We start from the raw sequence: 17823 nt of genomic DNA on the forward strand, positions 1-17823 counted from the left end.
GTGATATTGGCTCAATCGTACGTCACTAGGTTATTTGGGTATATTAATAAGACAATGAGAAAGTAAATGGATCAGTTTCAGCATATCGATGTGCAAGGTGCCCAAGCACTGCTCGAGCAGGGTGAAGCAAAGCTTGTGGATATCCGTGACCCTCAATCGTTTGCCGTAGCACATGCGGAGTCGGCATTTCATCTAACTAACGACTCGATCGTCTCTTTCATGGACGATGTGGAGTTTGAGCAACCGGTACTTGTCATCTGCTACCACGGCATTAGCAGTCAGGGGGCGGCGCAATACTTGGTCAATCAAGGCTTTGAGCAAGTGTACAGTGTGGATGGCGGTTTTGAAGCCTGGCAACGAGCCGAGCTACCGATAGTGAGAAATTAATGAAGAGATTGGTAACGTTAAATAACCCACGCATGGCTCAAGCTTTCATCGATTATATGGCTTCTCGTCATATTGAAATTCAGATGATGCCTGAAGGACAGGGGCAGTTTGCGCTTTGGCTGACGGATAGCCAACATGAAATCGAAGCAGAGGCCGAGCTGAAACATTTCTTGGCTAACCCTTCCGATTCCAAATACAGCGCTGCTTCGTGGAACGTTGCCGAGACTCGTAAGAGTCAATTTCATTACTCAAGCCCAAGCATCATGAGCATGGTCAAAGCGAAAGCTGGCCCTGTGACACTATTGATCATGGCAGTGTGTGTCGTTATCTACGGTTTACAGATGATCGGCTTTGGTCGGGGCGTGTTTGCAGCGATGCATTTCCCGGCATTTGAAGGCCAACAATGGCAGTTGTGGCGTTGGCTGAGTCATGCTCTGCTGCACTTCTCTGCAACCCATATCATCTTTAACTTACTGTGGTGGTGGCAACTGGGTGGTGACATTGAACGTCGCCTCAGTTCCGGAAAACTACTGCAAGTTTTTGTCGTTTCTGCCGCCTTGTCTGGCGCGGGGCAATTTTATGTTGAAGGGGCGAATTTTGGCGGATTATCTGGCGTCGTGTACGCGCTGCTCGGTTATCTGTGGATCTTGGGTTATCGCCTACCGCATCTTGGATTGACGTTACCAAAACCCATCATTGTATTTATGTTGGTTTGGCTAGTGCTTGGTTTTGTCCAGCCGTTTATGGCGATTGCCAATACTGCACATTTGGTGGGGTTGATTTCGGGAATGGCGATTGCGCTGTTTGATTCGGGAAAAATGAAGTACCAACAGAAAGCTTAAGGCATAAAAAAGACCGCTGCGAAGCGGTCTTTTAGTTTTGTGCATGTTGTGTTTACTGATAGAGATATTTGGTAAACAACAAATCCGCAATAATCGTTTTCCCGGTTTCAGGTAGGAGCGTTTTGTTTAACCTTGTTACTAAGGTCTTTCGTAAATCTTCCCTACCAGAGAGAGACTTGATGGTATCTTCGGTCTGCTTGCCGAGCAGTTCGATGATAGCGTCGCGAATCAATGGTTGGTGATGTTCAATTATGGTCAGGTCTTGCTGGCTCATGACCATAATATCGATACGCACTTGAACGTAACCTAACTTTTTTCCTTTGGTGTAAAAGTTGGTGGTTAAGTCCGGCTCTAGAGTGAAGTACGCTAACTGAGGTCCAGCTTGTTCCGTCTTAGCCCAGGTTGGTGTGGAGATAAGCATGGTTAACGCAAAAATAGTTTGGGCTATATAACGTTTGTACATATTTCTAACTTTTCTTTCTCTGGATCGCGATATTCGAATCGCTTCAGTCTTGGTACAATAGACCGTCTATAACAAATAATGAACTTACGGTTTCAGTAAGACGGTAAGTTGTTGCTTTATTCTACGCATAAAGCCTCTAATTGAATACTAGTATGAATCAGCCAATATCACGCTATCTTGCTTCTTTATTGGAAGTAGAGTGGCAAAAGCCCGAAGAGTTTGAATTTCCAAATGAATTTGCCAAGCATTGGCTTGAAGAGCAAGGGTCTTTGTCACGTCGTTTAAAGCAGCACTGTCAGGCTCTGACAGTGGAATTGCTACAAAATCAAATTGTCACAGCGAAGACACTGAAACAGGATGAAAGTCAGTTATTGTCTGAGCAAGATTGCCTGTTACGAGAGGTGGTTTTGTGTGGTGACGAAAGTCCTTGGGTTATTGGACGTACGCTCATTCCTTGCACGACACTTGTCGATCAGCAATACGATTTGGCTGAACAAGGGGATATCCCTTTGGGTCTGACCGTATTTAGTGCGGATAACGTAGAGCGAGACTCGCTGCAAATGGGGTGGGCAAACCTGCCTCAAGGCCGGTTTTTAGCGAGACGTTCAAGGTTGTGGATGAATCATAAACCGATGTTAGTCGCCGAGTTATTCTTATCTCATTCACCTATTTACGCTAAGGAGAAAGTGTAAATGTCCGCAGAAAAAGCCAAAGCATATTGGCAACTGACGCGAATGGACCGACCAATTGGGTCTTTGCTACTGCTGTGGCCAACCGTTTGGGCACTTGTCATTGCAGCACAGGGTGTGCCGAGTTGGGATGTATTGCTTGTGTTTGTATTAGGTGTGTTTCTTATGCGAAGTGCAGGTTGTGTGATCAACGACTTCGCAGATCGTAAAGTCGATGGGCACGTAAAGCGTACTAAACAACGCCCGTTACCGTCGGGGAGAGTTACGGCGAAAGAAGCAATAGGTCTGTTTCTGGTATTAGCCGTGAGCTCATTTTTATTGGTGTTGACCATGAATTCACTGACGATTCAATTGTCGTTTGCGGGTGTTGCTCTGGCTTTCATCTACCCGTTTATGAAGCGCTACACCCATCTTCCGCAATTGTTTTTGGGGCTAGCTTTTAGTTGGGCAATCCCTATGGCGTGGGCAGCACAAACGGGTGAACTGCCTTTGATTGTATGGTTTATCTTTGTGATTAATGCGCTGTGGACCATTGCTTACGACACCCAATATGCAATGGTTGATCGTGATGATGATTTGAAAATCGGCATTAAATCGACCGCGATTTTGTTTGGTCGTCATGACAAGTTAATCATCGGTATTTTGCAGCTAATAACCTTAGCGATGCTGGTTGGGCTAGGGCAGTTTTACCAGCTAGGGCAGAGCTACTACTGGACAATTCTGATTGCCGCTTCACTGTTTGTTTATCAGCAGCATTTGATTCGCCACCGAGAACGCGACTTATGCTTTAGAGCATTTCTTAACAATAACTATGTCGGTATGGTTATCGCCATCGGTTTATTAGTGGCGTTTTGGTAGGAACTCGAAAATTGAAAAAGGCATCCGATTGGATGCCTTTTTTGTTTGTGCGTTTTGTTATGACTGAAGCTGGTGAATACTTTCTTCTATCGTCAGTTTCACCTCTGGATAAAGCAGGGTAAACAACAGCTTGGCAAATTGCTTCGTATTTTCCGTATCGCAGTTGCCATCATTGTCTAGGTACGCTTGCTGTTTCAAGGTATTGAACATCGCGCTAAATACACCTTTATCAAAGAACTCCGGTGCGTTAATACCATGTAGTCGACCCAGACGCTGAGCGATATCCTGACTTTTCTGCTCTAAGTCTGATTTACCTAACTCTGGGTACGCCACCAACAAGTTCGTCGCGATAGAGTAGCGCTGCAGTGTTTCAGTAATCGTGCGACCTAGCAGAACCAATGACTGGTTGTTGGACTGATTGATTTCCAGATTATTGCCATCAAGACAGATCATCTTCTGCTCGACAAATTCATTAAGAATTTTCTCGACCAGTTGATTCAAATCCTCCTCCTGGTAGCTTAAGAAAAGCTCTTTTTTCAGGAATGGATAGATTTGAGCCACGTTCTGTTGAACGGTTTCCACGGTTACGTTGCGCTGACGAATAATCATCTGAGCGATCAGTGACGGAAGCGCAAACAAGTGAATGATGTTATTGCGGTAGTAAGTCATCAGGATCGATTGGTTACGGTCCAGTGAAATAATATCGCCCATGCTGTCTGTTTCAATCACAAACTTATCGAGTGAGATGGCGTGATCAACCAGCTCTTCTGCGCTTTCGTTTGGAATGGTTGAAGTATTAGAGTACGGGTTGTTCTTGAGTAGCTTCAAGTAACATTCAATCTGACTGATTAGAGAATCACGAGATAAGGCGCGCTGACGGGAAGCGAGCAAGGCGGTGGCACAGAGTGTCAGTGCGTTAGCCGCCGCTGCATCGTTAATGTGCGTCATCATCTTGTTGGCCAGCCCATTCACCACCGGATTCATCCATTGTGGCTTGTGGCTACCCATTGGGTCGATGTCTTTAGTCCATTCAGGAGCATGCTCGTTAAGATATTGGTTAAGCTGAATTGGCTCACCAAAGTTGACGTAGCCCAAACCAAAGTTGCGCAGCTTACGCAGAGTACGCAGCACCAAACTGGCATTCTCTTTCTCTTTACGCTTCCCACGCAGCTCTTTAGCGTAAGTACTGACTTCCATTACATGTTCGTAACCGATGTAAACTGGTACCAGAGTTACTGGACGGTTTAGACCACGTAGCATGGCCTGAATTGTCATCGCCAGCATACCTGTTTTGGCTTGCAGCAAACGACCAGTTCGTGAGCGACCGCCTTCACTGAAGTACTCGACAGAGTAACCTTTAGCGAAAAGCTCGGCCAGATACTCACGGAAAATCGTCGAGTAGAGTTTATTGCCTTTAAAGCTACGACGAATAAAGAATGCACCACCACGGCGGAAAATAGGACCAGCCGGAAAGAAATTCAGGTTAATACCAGCAGCAATGTGTGGTGGCACCATTCCCTCGTTGTAAAGAACGTACGAAAGCAGAAGGTAGTCCATGTGACTGCGGTGACATGGAACGTATACGATCTCGTGACCATCTTGTGCTAAACGGCGTACGGTAGAGGCATTATTGATATGCAGACCTTGATACAGCTTATTCCAAAGCCAGCCGAGAATGCGGTCACCTCTTTTCACTAGGCCGTAAGAAAAGTTCGCGGCGATTTCATCCATGATGTCATGGGCTTCTTTGCGTGCTTTTTCGATCGAGATGTTTTTGCTCTTGGCTTCATCTGCAATGGCGAGTTCAATCGCAGGTGACTTCATTAAACGTGCAAACAATACCTGACGCTGGGGTAGGTTAGGTCCCGACGCTGCCAGCTTTTGGCGAGAGAAGTGGATACGAGCCACTCGCGCGAGTTTGTGTGCAATCGCACTATCAGTGCCATGGGAATCCGCCATGTAGCGCAGCGATACGACTGGGCTAAAACGCACCAAACAGTCGCGACCAGATGCCATAACCGCTTTGGCTTTCTGTGGACCATTCATCGGTTGAAGGTACGGTTTATTATTCTCTTCTTTACCTGGTTTGCGTCCCCACAGCACAGTAGCTGGGATCATTTGTACATCAAGTTCGCTGTCCAGTTTGTGCAGCTCTAATAATTCAGTAAAGAGAGAATCAGATTCTGTCGGTACGTCATTGTCACTTCCCATCACGGTTGGACGAGCAGCAATAAAGACATAACGGTTCAGTGTTTTGCCATTAATTTCCAATGGACTGAGCGGGTCTGGTAGACCAAGGCTCATGGCTTGTTTTTGCAGTGTCAGCAAATCCACGTTCGAACGAAACGGCAAGGCATACACAATCGGCTTAGCCAGATCGATATCAAGATCGTCAATAGGATTCGATGGGATTGTGGTGCCATTTACCAGTACCGATAAAGGTAGTTTTAGTAATGAACGTGAAAATGATTGTCCAGAAGACATAAAGTTCACAGCCTCGATAGGTATTCAAACAGGCCCTAGCTTATTTCTGCGTCCGCATAGCCATCTTCAGAGAAATGAGTACGGCAATAGAAATAAGCCTAGGCGATAAAATTTAAGCGCAGCAAGGATAACAGAAACTGGTCGAACCTTTTAATTTTATTGAGCATGAATTAGCCAAACACCTGAGCTGTTGCTTTTATTTTATTAACTTTAAGCGTGCTGTTTTAAACGTTTATGACGAAAGGATGGTGGCTAACTTCAGAAAGCCAAGCAAATAAATTAAAAAACAACCAATTGGGTTTCCATTTAACCATTTACTGGATATACTCACAGTTAACTGTATAAAAAGACAGGTGAGACATGAAGCCGTTAACGCCACGCCAACAACAAGTTTTCGATTTGATTAAAAGTAAAATCGAAGACACCGGAATGCCACCAACTCGTGCAGAGATTGCGCGTGAGCTTGGCTTCCGCTCTGCAAATGCTGCAGAGGAACACCTAAAAGCGCTTGCTCGTAAGCAAGCTATTGAAATTATTCCGGGTGCATCTCGCGGGATCCGCATCCTGCTTGAAGATGCTGCAAATGATGATCAGGGCTTGCCTTTGATTGGTCAGGTGGCAGCAGGTGAGCCAATTTTGGCTCAAGAGCATGTGGAAGCCCACTACCAAGTTGATCCTGCGATGTTTAAGCCGCAAGCGGATTTCTTACTTCGCGTAAACGGCGAGAGTATGAAAGACATCGGTATTATGGATGGTGACTTACTTGCTGTGCATAAAACGCAAGACGTCCGTGACGGTCAAGTTGTCGTTGCTCGTGTTGACGACGATGTGACGGTGAAGCGTCTGGAGCGTAAAGGTTCTACCGTATTGCTGCATGCGGAGAATGAAGAGTTTGCACCTATCCAGGTGGATCTGACTTCTCAGCACCTGACGATTGAAGGTCTGGCTGTCGGTATTATTCGCAACACTGACTGGATGTAAGCTCAAGCTTTGTAACAACAGTCCAGCTTCACTGGGCTGTTGTTTATTATTCTTTTAATATTCCAACGTCTCTTATTTCACACTTCCTATCTAATGATATGCATCTATGCTTGATAATGTAATTGATATTCATTATCATTTATTCCTGTATCCATTACTTTCATTGGCTCAGGAAATGCCATGTCTCAGTCTAAACATCAAGTCCCCAACCATTTATTAAAACCTTTGCTGTTACGCAGTCGTGAAAGTATGGTCGACAATGGCTTAGTGTATGACCCTATCGCAGCCAAAGCCTGTTTAAACTGTCAAATGGCGCCTGATTGTCTTGGCGGAGATGTGGCGCAAAAGCAGTTATTGCATGTAACGTTAACTCAGTTGTGTGATCAGCAAGTCAATCAATTCCTGCAGCAACATCCTGATGCATGGGTGATTAATGTAGGTGCAGGTCTCGATACGCGTTTTTACCGTTTGGATAACGGACGCTGTCATTGGATCGAGCTGGATGTTACGGAGAATCTGGTTTGGCGCCAGCGGCTTTTCCATAAAAACGAACGTTATAAAAATCATATTGGTAGTGTCGAAGAGATGTCATGGTTAGACTCTGTGAATATTCCAGACAAATCACCAGTTCTGGTTGTGTGTGAAATGGCACTTTTGGATTGCTCAGAATCAAAGGTCGCCCGTTTTATTCAAACTCTGGGACGACACTTTGTGTCTGCTGAAGTGTGTATGGTTCTGGCTGGGGATCTCACGGAAAGTAAATGGGGAAAGAAGCTAGGCTCTGATTGTTATGCGCATGGCTTTGAAGCACCATCAGAACAATTTCTGCAATGGCTGCCTTGGGCTGAGTGGGTAAAAGTCTTTTCGCCATTTGATCGCTTTTGCCCTCGCTGGAAGGTTTGGCAACGCTGGCTCAATAAGATCCCTGTGCTGAAACACCGTCTGACACCCGTCCTCGTTCATATTAAGTGGTGATTGGCTAGTCATTAAGCACTCAGGTACACTCGTCGATCTAAATTACGAGGTGCTTGTGACAAACTCTATTTTCTCTCCTTTATCCAATCCTCAAGTGCACCGTCAGGTCTTGGCACTTGCTATTCCTATGGTGTTGTCGAATATTACCGTTCCGCTGCTTGGCCTGGTTGATGCCGCTGTCATTGGTCATCTTGAACATGCTTGGTATCTGGGCGGTGTCGCCTTGGGCAGCACGATGATCAGTGTGACCTTTTGGTTGCTCGGCTTTTTACGTATGTCGACAACCGGATTAGCGGCGCAATCTTACGGAAGTGACGATCGTAAGCAACTGGCTTTAGTTTTCCTGCAAGGCGCATTGATGGCGTTACTGTTCGCAGTTTTGTTCTTAGTTGCACACAGCTCTATTGCTGATCTTATCTTTAGCTGGAGTGATGCCAGTGAGGAAGTGAAGCACTATGGTATGCAGTATTTCTCTGTCCGTGTCTGGAGTGCGCCTGCGGCGTTAATGAATTTCGTGTTGTTGGGCTGGCTACTTGGCACTCAAAACTCCAAGGCACCGATGTGGATGGTGATCATTACTAACCTTACTAATATCGCATTGGATATCCTGTTTGTCATTGGCTTAGGATGGAAAGTCGAAGGGGCGGCATTGGCCTCAGTGATCGCAGACTACTCGGGAATGGCATTTGGCTTAGTTTGTGTGTGGAAAATATGGCAAGAACGGCAGTTGCCTTCGCCTAAGCGTCTCCTTGTAGACACGCAGCATGGGATAGGGCGGTTTATAAAACTCAATCGCGATATCTTTTTACGCTCTTTGTGTTTGCAGGCGGCGTTTAGCTTTATGACGTTTCAGGGGGCGAGCTTTGGTGATGATGTTGTGGCTGCGAATGCTGTGCTGATGAGCTTTTTGATGATCATTTCTTACGGCATGGATGGCTTTGCGTATGCCATGGAAGCGATGGTGGGTAAAGCCATAGGAGCGAAAGACAGGCAGCAACTGAGTGCATCGCTTATTGGGACATTCTTTTGGAGCCTAGTTATCTGTTTAGGCTTAACAGCAGTCTTCGTTTTAGCAGGATCGACCCTGATCGCCATGATCACTTCAATAGAAGAGGTACAGCAGCAGGCGGCGATTTATCTGCCATGGCTGGTGGTGATGCCACTGGCTTCGATGTGGTGCTTTCTATTGGATGGAATTTTTGTCGGAGCGACTAAAGGTAAAGACATGCGCAACAGTATGTTTGTTGCGACCAGCAGCTTCTTTGTTGTCTTTTACTTATTTTCGGGATGGGAAAATCACGCGCTTTGGCTGGCGATGACCAGTTTTATGCTGATGCGCGGCATCGGGCTTGGCGTGATTTTTCTTTATCAATGGCGCAAAGGGACGTTTCTGGCTTAACGGTTGCCAGAAACAAAAACAGCAGGCTAAGTGCCTGCTGTTTTACGTTTTAGGGTTCTGCCCTCATTAGAAAAGTCGGTTCAAACCATTCAATGCTGCCACGCGGTAGGCTTCGGCCATGGTTGGGTAGTTGAACGTTGTGTTAACGAAGTACTCGATGGTATTCGCTTCCCCTTTTTGTTCCATGATGGCTTGTCCGATGTGGATGATTTCCGCAGCACGTTGACCAAAACAGTGGATACCAAGGATCTCTTTGGTTTCGCGGTGGAACAAAATCTTCAAACTGCCAATGTCTTTTCCTGCGATCTGTGCTCGCGCCAGATGTTTGAAGGAAGAGCGACCCACCTCGTAAGGCACTTTCGCTGCTGTCAGTTCTTGCTCTGTCCTGCCAACGGAACTGATTTCTGGAATGGTGTAGATGCCTGTCGGGATATCTTCAATCAGATAGTTATCTGCTTGCCCTTTGGTGATGGCTTGCGCCACAAAACGTCCTTGATCGTAGGCGGCACTTGCCAGGCTAGGGTAACCAATCACATCACCGACTGCGTAAATGTGCTCGACCACGGTTTGATAGTTACGATTCACTTTCAACTGTCCGCGCGAGTCGGCTTCCAGACCCACGACACCCAAATTAAGCTTATCGGTATTACCTGTTCGGCCGTTGGCGTACAGCAGGCAATCGGCGCGCATCTTCTTGCCGGATTTCAGGTGGATAATGACGCCATCCTCTGTACCTTCAATTTTCTCGTAAGTTTCGTCATTGCGAATCACGACACCACTGTTCCAGAAGTGGTATGACAGTGCATCAGAGACTTCGTTGTCCAAGAAAGATAACAAACGGTCACGGGTGTTAATCAAGTCAGTTTTTACCCCAAGCCCGCGGAAGATAGAGGCGTACTCACAGCCAATGACGCCTGCGCCGTAGATAATGATATGACGAGGGTCATGCTTCAGGCTTAAGATGGAGTCACTGTCGTAAATGCGCTCGTGTAGGAAGTCGACATCATCTGGCTGGTATGGGCGCGAGCCTGTCGCAATGACAAATTTATCTGCTGAGTAGACTTCTTCTGTGCCATCACTTTGCATGACTGCGACAGAGTAATCATCGATAAAACGCGCGGTTCCGAAGAGCAGGGTACATTGGTTGCGGTCGTAGAACCCCTGACGCAGTCGTGTTTGTTTGTCAATGACGGACTTCGCATGGCCTAAAATGTCAGAAAATGTTGCATGTAAACTGGTGCTATTGCGGCAGAAGAGCGGGTTGCTATTAAATTCGATGATTCGGCTAACCGCATGACGCAGTGCTTTCGATGGTATGGTTCCCCAATGCGTACAGCCGCCACCAACGCTGCTCTCTTTCTCAATGATGGCTACATTTAGTCCCGCTTTGGTTAACCCCATCGCAGCCCCTTCTCCGCCGGGGCCACTACCAATTACGATCACGTCAAAGTGATTTGCATGCGCCATGATGTATTTCCTTGTTATATTTGCTTAACATTGCCTTAGCGCAATTTTAACTCATTTGCTCTATACGTACACGTAATGGCTGCGAGAGAGTGGAAGTGATCACGCAGAAAAGACTAAAAGAACGAATTGGCATGTTGGATGTCTATAAATTGCATTGAGAATATTGCAATCAGACTGTAGCCAATAGTAACGTTTGCGCGGTTAACGCTGGCAAAAGCAACATATCTTTCTCCGTAGGGGGTAATTGCGTTATATTGAAGCTCTTGTACCCTACATAAAAAGAGCAAGTTAAGAATGAAATCGATGGGCATCCGCGCGCAACAAAAAGAGAAAACACGTCGTTCATTGATCGACGCGGCATTTAGTCAATTAAGTGCGGATCGCAGCTTTTCCAGTCTCAGCTTGCGAGAAGTTGCCCGAGAGGCAGGAATTGCACCCACTTCTTTCTATCGCCACTTTAAGGACATGGATGAACTAGGCTTAACCATGGTCGATGAGGGGGGGTTACTGTTACGTCAATTGATGCGTCAGGCGCGTCAACGTATCGTTAAAGAAGGGAGTGTGATTCGCACTTCAGTTGAAACATTTATGGAATTCATTGAAAGTAGCCCTAACGTCTTTCGTTTGTTGCTGCGTGAACGTTCAGGAACTTCTTCTGAATTCCGTACCGCTGTTGCTCGAGAAATTCAGCATTTTGCGGCAGAATTAACCGAGTACTTGATGAGCACCGGCGTGACCAGAGAAGAGGCGTACACTCAAGCAGAGGCGTCGGTTACTTTGGTCTTCAGCTCGGGTGCTGAAGCTTTAGATTTAGATCGCCGTGAGCGCGATGAGCTCGCGGAACGATTGATTATGCAATTGCGAATGATAGCCAAAGGGGCTTATTGGTATCGCAAAGAACGTGAACGTAACCGATTAAAAGGCAGGATAGAATAATGTCGAATGGAAATAAATCTGAAAAGAAAACGCTGATTTTAGCGTTGGTTGCAGGTGTGTGTGGTGATGCTTTGTTGTCATGGTTGACCATGAGCGAAGTCTCTTTCTCAATCTTCCCGTTGATTGCTCTTGTACTAGCAGTACAGGCGCTGTACCAAGAATACTTGAGCAACCCGGTATCGGAAGATATCCCACTGGTTGGTCTGGCATGTTTCTTCGTTGGAGCGTTTGGCCACTCTGCGTTTATCAAAGCGCAATACCCAGAAGCAGGTTCAAACTTCTTCGCCATTCTGGTTTCTATGATTCTTCTAGTGTGGATCGGTAAGAAACTTGGCTTTATGGAACGCAAAACTAAAACCTCTGCGGAATAAGTTTTTAGGGTTTAATGAAAAAGCGAGCTGTTAAGCTCGCTTTTTTGTATCTTTATTTACGTTCAAGAAATACACCCGCTTCCATATGGTGGGTGTATGGGAACTGATCGAACAGAGCGAAACGCGTGACTTTGTGTGTTTCGCTCAAAATATCCAAGTTCTCTTTCAGCGTGTCAGGATTACAAGATATGTACATGATACGCTCGTAACCTTGCACCATCTTACAGGTGTCCACATCCATACCTGAACGTGGCGGATCAACAAAAATTGTGTTGCAGTTGTAGCTCTTCAGATCCACGCCAGCATCTTGCAAGCGGCGGAACTCACGTTTACCTTCGATTGCCTGAGTAAACTCTTCTGCTGAAAGGCGCAGGATTTGTACGTTATCAATCTCATTTGCTGCGATATTGTATTGAGCAGATACCACAGAAGGCTTCGCCAGTTCGGTTGCCAAAACGCAGTCAAAGTTTTGAGCCAATGCCAGAGAGAAATTACCGTTACCGCAGTAAAGCTCTAATAGATCACCAGTGCTGTCTTGGGTGCAGTCTACCGCCCATTCAAGCATCTTCTCTGCGACTTTACCGTTTGGTTGCGTAAAGCTGTTTTCTACTTGTTGGTAGATGTATGACTGACCGTTCACATCCAACTTTTCGATGACATAGTCTTGATCAAGGACGATTTTCATCTTGCGCGCTCGGCCGATGATGTTGAGGTTGAAACCTTCATCATTCAGACGCTGCTTCATCGCTTTCGCGTTTTCAATCCACTCATCATCCAACTGGCGATGGTAAAGCAGAGAAACCAGAATCTCACCGCTAAGTGTAGAGAGAAAGTCCACTTGGAATAATTTACGACGCAGAGAGTCGTTGTCTTTCATCGCTTCAATCAGTAGCGGCATCAAGTCATTAATCAAACGGCTTGCAGCAGGGAACTGGTCAACGCGGTATTTTTCACGAGTTTCTTGATTAAACATGATGTAGTAAAGGTCTTCACCCTCATGCCATACGCGGAACTCAGCACGCATACGGTAGTGCTGCTCTGGTGATTCAAACACTTCCAGCTCTGGCACGTTGTATGGCGAGAACATATCAGTGAGACGTTCAACTTTTTCCGCCAGTTGTTCTTGGTAGTGTTGTGGGTTTACATCAAGAGTAGCCATGATCTTACCTTTATATGGTGCATTCAATTTAAGAGCGCAGATTTTATTCAATCTCAACAGTATGTCCAGTTTTGTACTGGAATTGATTTGAAGATAGCGTGTACAGGTGATGGATAAAGAACAAATAATCAAAACTTTACAAATTATAGGGGTAATATTGGCTGGACAAATAATCAATAGCTGAATACTATCTGCCTCAAGCTGGTGCTATCTAGCAATCTAGATGGCTGAAATGGGAATCTGGTGTGAATCCGGAACTGACGCGCAGCGGTAAAAGAGAACGAAAGCTTATTATGACACTGCATTAGTTGATGTGGGAAGTCGAGCGAGTAGGTGGGGTAAAAGCCAGGCTCTTAAGTCCGAATACCTGCCAGCAACTGAGCCACAGTACTGGTCCGCCTTAAATGGCAGGGCTCGGAAGGAATTACGCGATTTAGGACAATACAATGAAAAAATCCGCATTGGCGATCACTCTGGCATCGCTGCTTTCACCTGTCTCTTATTTACAGGCCCAAGAAACCTCCGCTGACGAAACCCTCGTTGTTACCGCTAACCGATTTGAACAAGCCGAAAGCAATACGCTTGCTGACGTGGAAGTCGTGACCCGAGAAGATATCGACCGTATTCAAGCTAAGACTCTACCGGACGTACTGCGTCGACTCACTGGTATTCAGGTTACGCAAAATGGTGGCCGTGGTCAGTTAGCTTCGCTATTTGTGCGTGGCACGAGTTCAGACCAAGTTTTGGTGCTGGTGGATGGTGTACGTTTTGCTCGAGCAGCAAAAGGCGCGGTTGATTTCAACCAGATCCCTCTGACTTATGTTCAGCGCATTGAGTATGTGCGTGGTGCTCGTGCGTCTCTGTATGGCTCGGAAGCGATTGGTGGTGTTATCAATATCATTACCGTGGCTCGCTCGGAAGTTGAAAGCACCAAGTTGAGCGCAGGTCTGGGTAGCCTTGACTATCAAGAGCTGAGTCTCGCATCGGGTATTAAAGTCGGTGACAGCGGCCAGTTGAATCTTGCGTTGGGGACTGAAAGTGATGACGGGTACAACGTTCGCCCGGTTGCTGGTATCAACGATGGTGATCGACATGGCTTTGCAACCAAGAATGGTCTGATTGGTTACGTGCATAATTTTGATAAGCAGTGGTCAGCATTTGGTAACTTCCGTGCATACGAGAATGTTTACCAGTACGACAGCAGCTATGGCAGTCGCGGCTACTATGAAGCAGAGAAAGATGACTTTTCAGCAACGGTTGGCGGTAAATACCAATCTGACAATCTGATGTCTGAGTTACAAGTGACGGCACAAAAGCAGAAGTCATGGAATTACCAACAGTCGGCAGGTAAGCACTCAGGAACAGAAGATGAGCTAGAACAGAAAAACGTGCAGTGGACCCACAGCTACCTTCTAAACAACAATACAACTTTTGCTGGTGGTATTGATTGGCGTGACGAGTCTTACGTTGATAAGAACGCAAATAAAACGTTCGATCGTACCAATGGTGCGTTATTTGGTATAGCAACCGCAACGATTGATAACGCTATGCTGGAAGGTAGTGCCCGTGTCGATGATAACGAAGAATACGGCAGTGAGTTTACTTACAGTCTGGCTGCGGGTTATCAGTTTATTCCTGAGTTTGGCGCTAAAGCCTCTTTCGGTACTGCATTTAAAGCCCCGAACCTTTATCAACAATACGACCCAACTTACGGTGAAAAAGATCTTAAGCCAGAAGAGTCGGATGCATGGGAAATCAGCTTTAGTGGTGATGTTCAGGGCGTTTTCTGGTCACTGACAGGTTACGACTACAAGATCACCAATCTTATCGACTACCATCCGACGACATACAAATATCTAAATGTTGACGGTGAAACACACATTCAAGGTGTCGAATTAGTTGCCGAGTTTGAAACTGGTATTGTACAGCATCAATTGAGCGCTGATTACAAAGATGCAGAAGATGATAATGGCGATCAACTGCAACGTCGTGCCAAAGAGATGTACAAGTGGAACGCTATTGTGAACTTTGACAAGGTTGATTGGGCTATTAGCTATCTATACGTAGGTAAGCGCCCAGATGTTGACTACAACTCTTGGCCATCTCAAGACGTGTACATGCCTTCTTACTCACTGGTGGATACTGCCGTCACTTACTACCCTAATGAGTCAACCACGATTAGTGCTCGTATCGATAACTTGTTGGATGAAGAGTATGAAATGGCGTTGGGTTATCCAGCGGCAGAGCGTGCTTACTACATAAACATTGGTTACCAATTCTAAATCGTAGTTATGAATGCAAACCGCCTTCGGGCGGTTTTTTCTTTTTAAGAATCGTATGGAGACATGATGAGTAAACCAAAACGAGTCGTGATCAGTTGGTCGAGTGGTAAAGACTCAACATTGACTCTGGAACGCTTAAACGAAAACCCGGATTATCAGGTAGTTGGTTTGTACACCACTTACGTAGGGAAAGAAGTGCCATTTCAGGCAACACCTCTTGAAGTTGTGCAGATGCAGGCTGACTTACTTGGCCTTCCATTGAGCACCATTGAGTTGCCTGCCGTTTTCCCAAGTAATGACATCTACCAATCTACGATTGTCACCGCATTGGCAGAGAGTGAGTTAAATATACAAGCTGTCGCTTTCGGTGACATGTTCTGCAATGGTATTGCTGATTATCGACGCAGCTATATAGAGCCTGCTGGCTGGGAATGTGTATTCCCTCTATTAGGGGAGAGCAGTAAGAGTCTGGCTTTGGAAATTATCGAGCGTGGTATTAAAACGATGCTGATCACCACTGATGGAGAAGCATTGTCATCAGATTGGTGTGGGCGTTGGTATGACAAATCGTTGGTTGATTCGCTACCTCGCCATGTTGACCCGTGTGGAGAAAATGGCGAGTTTCATACCTTGGTGACATCTGCCCCTTCATTTCAAGGTCATCTAGAACTGCTTAAGCGAGAGGTCGAGATAGGGGAAAGGTTTAGTCATCAAAGATACTGCGCCAAATCATTGCCAAAACAAATCTAACCAGTATGATCGCAGCGTTTGTATTGCTTAGGTATGACTCGTGCGAGTAGCGAATAAGAAAAAGGTCCTGGTGTTTGACTCTGGTGTCGGAGGGCTTTCTGTATTTAAAGAAATCCATCGTCTGTTACCGCAAATGAATTACCTATATCTATTCGACAATCAAGCATACCCATACGGGGAGCTTGCCCAAAGCGTTCTCATTTCTCGCGTGAACCAACTTGTATCTACGTTAGTGGATGAGTATCAGGTCGATATAGTCGTTATCGCGTGTAACACTGCGAGTACCATCGTTCTTCCGTCATTGCGTGAAAAACTGTCGGTTCCTGTGGTAGGCGTTGTTCCCGCTATTAAACCAGCGTCGTTACTTGCTTCTAAAGGAGTGGGACTGATTGCGACTCCAGCTACGGTCACTCGACAATACACGCACAAATTGATTCGTGATTATGCTCAGGGAAAACCAGTAGAGTTATTGGGTTCCACCCGCCTGGTCGATATAGCGGAAGAAAAGCTGCGTGGGAAAGATGCTTGTATTGAAGAATTAAAAGGCATCCTGGAACCGCTACATAATAAAGTGGATGTTGCCGTATTAGGTTGTACCCACTTTCCACTGATTAAAGAAGAAATTCACCAAGCATTGGGAGGCCAGGTCATCTTAGTTGACTCTGGTGAAGCGATAGCACGTCGAGTAAAGACGTTGTTATTTAGTGAGCAGTGTCAGGGAACCCCAGAAGAGGGGACTAAGCGAATCTTTGCCAGTGCATCTCCTTGGCAAGAAGATGCACTGAATGTGTGTTTGGCGAAGCTAGGTTTTAGTCCTGTTCAGGTTTATCGCCTTCAGGGTGTTTCGGATCGTTAGCGATACGCACTTTAAGCGTACGATCCATATAGAGCTTTTCATTTAACTTGGCGATGGCTGGTTTAGCATCGGCAGCCGCCATCACAACAAATCCAAATCCTCTTCTTTTACCTGTACGTTTATCTTTCATTAAGCGAACAGCATAGACTTGTCCATATTCCGCAAATAAATCGCGAACATGACTTTCATTTGCCTTATAAGGCAGGTTTCCGACATACAAGGTTTTCGTTGATGGGTCAGAGTCGGTTGATTGATCAATTGGTGTCTGGCTAGAAAATGAAAACAGAAAAGCAGTAGCGACAACACCGATAAGAAAGCTCAGTACGGGTGAAACGGCGAACTGAGAGAATATCACTCCCCCAATGGCGGCGAACCCGGCACATAAAATCAGATTTTTTTTAGACGTCATTTTGATTACTACACATAGGTGATAAAGAGATTGTTTGCCTATTAACATAATAGACACATGAATCTTACGTATATGGTTGGTGTTTTTCCAACCAATTGCTGTGATATGTCTCAAATGTGACGAAGAAATATGCGAATTTCGCCGTTTTGATTAATAACTAACCGATCAAATCTTTTTTTTAAAAAAACGCTTGTGCTAATTTCTCAACTCCCTATACTGCGCATCCACCGACACGGAGTGAGACGAGAGTCACACAGCGAGTCGGAAAGAGAAGAAAAAGAAATTTGAAAAAATTCTTGACTCTCAAATCGGGAAGCGTAAGATACGCACCCCTGACAGCGAGACGCGAAAGCGGCAAGTTAGTCAGAAAAGCTCTTTAACAATATAGACCTATCAATCTGTGTGGGCACTCGTTGATGATAATCCAATTAGATACCTCGGTATCAAATTAGGTTTCAATGAACTGAGTGACCAATACAAATAACTTCGGTTATTTGGCACAGTCAATTCATTAT

At 45.7% G+C, this 17823-nt stretch carries 17 protein-coding genes and 1 riboswitch; of the genes, 12 read left to right on the forward strand and 5 right to left on the reverse strand.

Going from position 1 to position 17823, the window contains the following annotated elements; translation table 11 throughout:
* Positions 1–66: 66 nt before the first annotated feature.
* Positions 67–387 carry a thiosulfate sulfurtransferase GlpE gene (gene glpE / locus L3V31_RS20550; RefSeq protein WP_237318875.1) on the forward strand — a complete coding sequence of 107 codons (321 nt, stop codon included), beginning with the start codon at positions 67–69 and terminating at the stop codon, positions 385–387.
* A complete protein-coding gene (glpG, locus tag L3V31_RS20555) occupies positions 387–1229 on the forward strand; it encodes a rhomboid family intramembrane serine protease GlpG (RefSeq protein ID WP_237318877.1) in 843 nt (280 codons plus the stop codon). Before glpE ends, glpG begins: the two co-directional genes overlap by 1 nt.
* 52 nt (positions 1230–1281) lie before the next feature.
* Here the strand turns inward: glpG and L3V31_RS20560 are convergent, their stop codons facing one another.
* On the reverse strand, positions 1282–1692 hold the full coding sequence (locus L3V31_RS20560) for a flagellar basal body-associated protein FliL (RefSeq protein ID WP_237318879.1): 411 nt from the start codon (positions 1690–1692) through the stop codon (positions 1282–1284).
* A gap of 152 nt (positions 1693–1844) precedes the next feature.
* Here L3V31_RS20560 and L3V31_RS20565 point away from each other — a divergent pair, with 152 nt between their 5' ends.
* Positions 1845–2384, forward strand: coding sequence for a chorismate lyase (locus L3V31_RS20565; RefSeq protein ID WP_237318881.1), 540 nt, complete (start codon positions 1845–1847; stop codon positions 2382–2384).
* On the forward strand, positions 2385–3239 hold the full coding sequence (gene ubiA, locus L3V31_RS20570; protein WP_237318883.1) for a 4-hydroxybenzoate octaprenyltransferase: 855 nt from the start codon (positions 2385–2387) through the stop codon (positions 3237–3239).
* 57 nt (positions 3240–3296) lie between these two features.
* On the opposite strand, the gene plsB is transcribed toward ubiA, so the two are convergent.
* Positions 3297–5723: a glycerol-3-phosphate 1-O-acyltransferase PlsB gene (gene plsB / locus L3V31_RS20575; RefSeq protein WP_237318885.1), complete on the reverse strand. Its 2427-nt coding sequence runs from the start codon at positions 5721–5723 to the stop codon at positions 3297–3299.
* A 360-nt stretch (positions 5724–6083) separates the two neighbouring features.
* Between plsB and lexA the strand changes: the two genes are divergently transcribed.
* The 3 genes from lexA (at position 6084) to dinF (ending at position 9078) form a co-directional block, all read left to right on the forward strand.
* A complete protein-coding gene (lexA, locus tag L3V31_RS20580) occupies positions 6084–6704 on the forward strand; it encodes a transcriptional repressor LexA (protein WP_118119602.1) in 621 nt (206 codons plus the stop codon).
* 180 nt (positions 6705–6884) lie between these two features.
* Complete coding sequence (locus L3V31_RS20585) at positions 6885–7679, forward strand: class I SAM-dependent methyltransferase (protein ID WP_237318887.1); 795 nt, start codon at positions 6885–6887, stop codon at positions 7677–7679.
* Positions 7680–7734: 55 nt separating this feature from the next.
* Complete coding sequence (dinF, locus tag L3V31_RS20590; protein ID WP_237318889.1) at positions 7735–9078, forward strand: MATE family efflux transporter DinF; 1344 nt, start codon at positions 7735–7737, stop codon at positions 9076–9078.
* A 66-nt stretch (positions 9079–9144) separates the two neighbouring features.
* Here dinF and sthA read toward each other — a convergent pair whose 3' ends face one another.
* Positions 9145–10545: a Si-specific NAD(P)(+) transhydrogenase gene (gene sthA, locus L3V31_RS20595; RefSeq protein WP_237318891.1), complete on the reverse strand. Its 1401-nt coding sequence runs from the start codon at positions 10543–10545 to the stop codon at positions 9145–9147.
* A gap of 294 nt (positions 10546–10839) precedes the next feature.
* Here sthA and fabR point away from each other — a divergent pair, with 294 nt between their 5' ends.
* The gene (gene fabR, locus L3V31_RS20600) at positions 10840–11481 is read left to right on the forward strand and encodes an HTH-type transcriptional repressor FabR (RefSeq protein ID WP_014233299.1); all 642 of its coding nucleotides are present in this window, start codon (positions 10840–10842) and stop codon (positions 11479–11481) included.
* On the forward strand, positions 11481–11852 hold the full coding sequence (locus tag L3V31_RS20605; RefSeq protein ID WP_237318893.1) for a YijD family membrane protein: 372 nt from the start codon (positions 11481–11483) through the stop codon (positions 11850–11852). Before fabR ends, L3V31_RS20605 begins: the two co-directional genes overlap by 1 nt.
* 52 nt (positions 11853–11904) lie before the next feature.
* Here the strand turns inward: L3V31_RS20605 and trmA are convergent, their stop codons facing one another.
* On the reverse strand, positions 11905–13011 hold the full coding sequence (trmA, locus tag L3V31_RS20610; RefSeq protein ID WP_237318895.1) for a tRNA (uridine(54)-C5)-methyltransferase TrmA: 1107 nt from the start codon (positions 13009–13011) through the stop codon (positions 11905–11907).
* Positions 13012–13196: 185 nt separating this feature from the next.
* Positions 13197–13401, forward strand: a riboswitch (cobalamin riboswitch).
* Positions 13402–13457: 56 nt separating this feature from the next.
* On the opposite strand from trmA, the gene btuB reads away from it, so the two are divergent.
* From btuB to murI, 3 genes are all read left to right on the forward strand, one after another.
* Positions 13458–15293, forward strand: coding sequence for a TonB-dependent vitamin B12 receptor (gene btuB, locus L3V31_RS20615; protein ID WP_237318897.1), 1836 nt, complete (start codon positions 13458–13460; stop codon positions 15291–15293).
* A 66-nt stretch (positions 15294–15359) separates the two neighbouring features.
* Positions 15360–16043 carry an adenine nucleotide alpha hydrolase gene (locus L3V31_RS20620; protein ID WP_237318899.1) on the forward strand — a complete coding sequence of 228 codons (684 nt, stop codon included), beginning with the start codon at positions 15360–15362 and terminating at the stop codon, positions 16041–16043.
* Between the two features lie 40 nt (positions 16044–16083).
* Positions 16084–16899: a glutamate racemase gene (murI, locus tag L3V31_RS20625; RefSeq protein ID WP_237318901.1), complete on the forward strand. Its 816-nt coding sequence runs from the start codon at positions 16084–16086 to the stop codon at positions 16897–16899.
* Here murI and L3V31_RS20630 read toward each other — a convergent pair.
* On the reverse strand, positions 16853–17308 hold the full coding sequence (locus tag L3V31_RS20630; RefSeq protein WP_237318903.1) for an RNA-binding protein: 456 nt from the start codon (positions 17306–17308) through the stop codon (positions 16853–16855). The two genes, murI and L3V31_RS20630, sit on opposite strands and share 47 nt — an antisense overlap.
* Positions 17309–17823 lie beyond the last annotated feature (515 nt).

The sequence above is a fragment of the Vibrio sp. J1-1 genome (assembly GCF_021728395.1).
Classification (GTDB): domain Bacteria; phylum Pseudomonadota; class Gammaproteobacteria; order Enterobacterales; family Vibrionaceae; genus Vibrio.

Coding starts and splice junctions, on each gene's coding strand:
- glpE (WP_237318875.1), top strand. CDS start 67: ATGGATCAGTTTCAGCATATCGATGTGCAAGGTGCCCAAGCACTGCTC.
- glpG (WP_237318877.1), top strand. CDS start 387: ATGAAGAGATTGGTAACGTTAAATAACCCACGCATGGCTCAAGCTTTC.
- L3V31_RS20560 (WP_237318879.1), bottom strand. CDS start 1,692: ATGTACAAACGTTATATAGCCCAAACTATTTTTGCGTTAACCATGCTT.
- L3V31_RS20565 (WP_237318881.1), top strand. CDS start 1,845: ATGAATCAGCCAATATCACGCTATCTTGCTTCTTTATTGGAAGTAGAG.
- ubiA (WP_237318883.1), top strand. CDS start 2,385: ATGTCCGCAGAAAAAGCCAAAGCATATTGGCAACTGACGCGAATGGAC.
- plsB (WP_237318885.1), bottom strand. CDS start 5,723: ATGTCTTCTGGACAATCATTTTCACGTTCATTACTAAAACTACCTTTA.
- lexA (WP_118119602.1), top strand. CDS start 6,084: ATGAAGCCGTTAACGCCACGCCAACAACAAGTTTTCGATTTGATTAAA.
- L3V31_RS20585 (WP_237318887.1), top strand. CDS start 6,885: ATGTCTCAGTCTAAACATCAAGTCCCCAACCATTTATTAAAACCTTTG.
- sthA (WP_237318891.1), bottom strand. CDS start 10,545: ATGGCGCATGCAAATCACTTTGACGTGATCGTAATTGGTAGTGGCCCC.
- fabR (WP_014233299.1), top strand. CDS start 10,840: ATGAAATCGATGGGCATCCGCGCGCAACAAAAAGAGAAAACACGTCGT.
- L3V31_RS20605 (WP_237318893.1), top strand. CDS start 11,481: ATGTCGAATGGAAATAAATCTGAAAAGAAAACGCTGATTTTAGCGTTG.
- trmA (WP_237318895.1), bottom strand. CDS start 13,011: ATGGCTACTCTTGATGTAAACCCACAACACTACCAAGAACAACTGGCG.
- btuB (WP_237318897.1), top strand. CDS start 13,458: ATGAAAAAATCCGCATTGGCGATCACTCTGGCATCGCTGCTTTCACCT.
- L3V31_RS20620 (WP_237318899.1), top strand. CDS start 15,360: ATGAGTAAACCAAAACGAGTCGTGATCAGTTGGTCGAGTGGTAAAGAC.
- L3V31_RS20630 (WP_237318903.1), bottom strand. CDS start 17,308: ATGACGTCTAAAAAAAATCTGATTTTATGTGCCGGGTTCGCCGCCATT.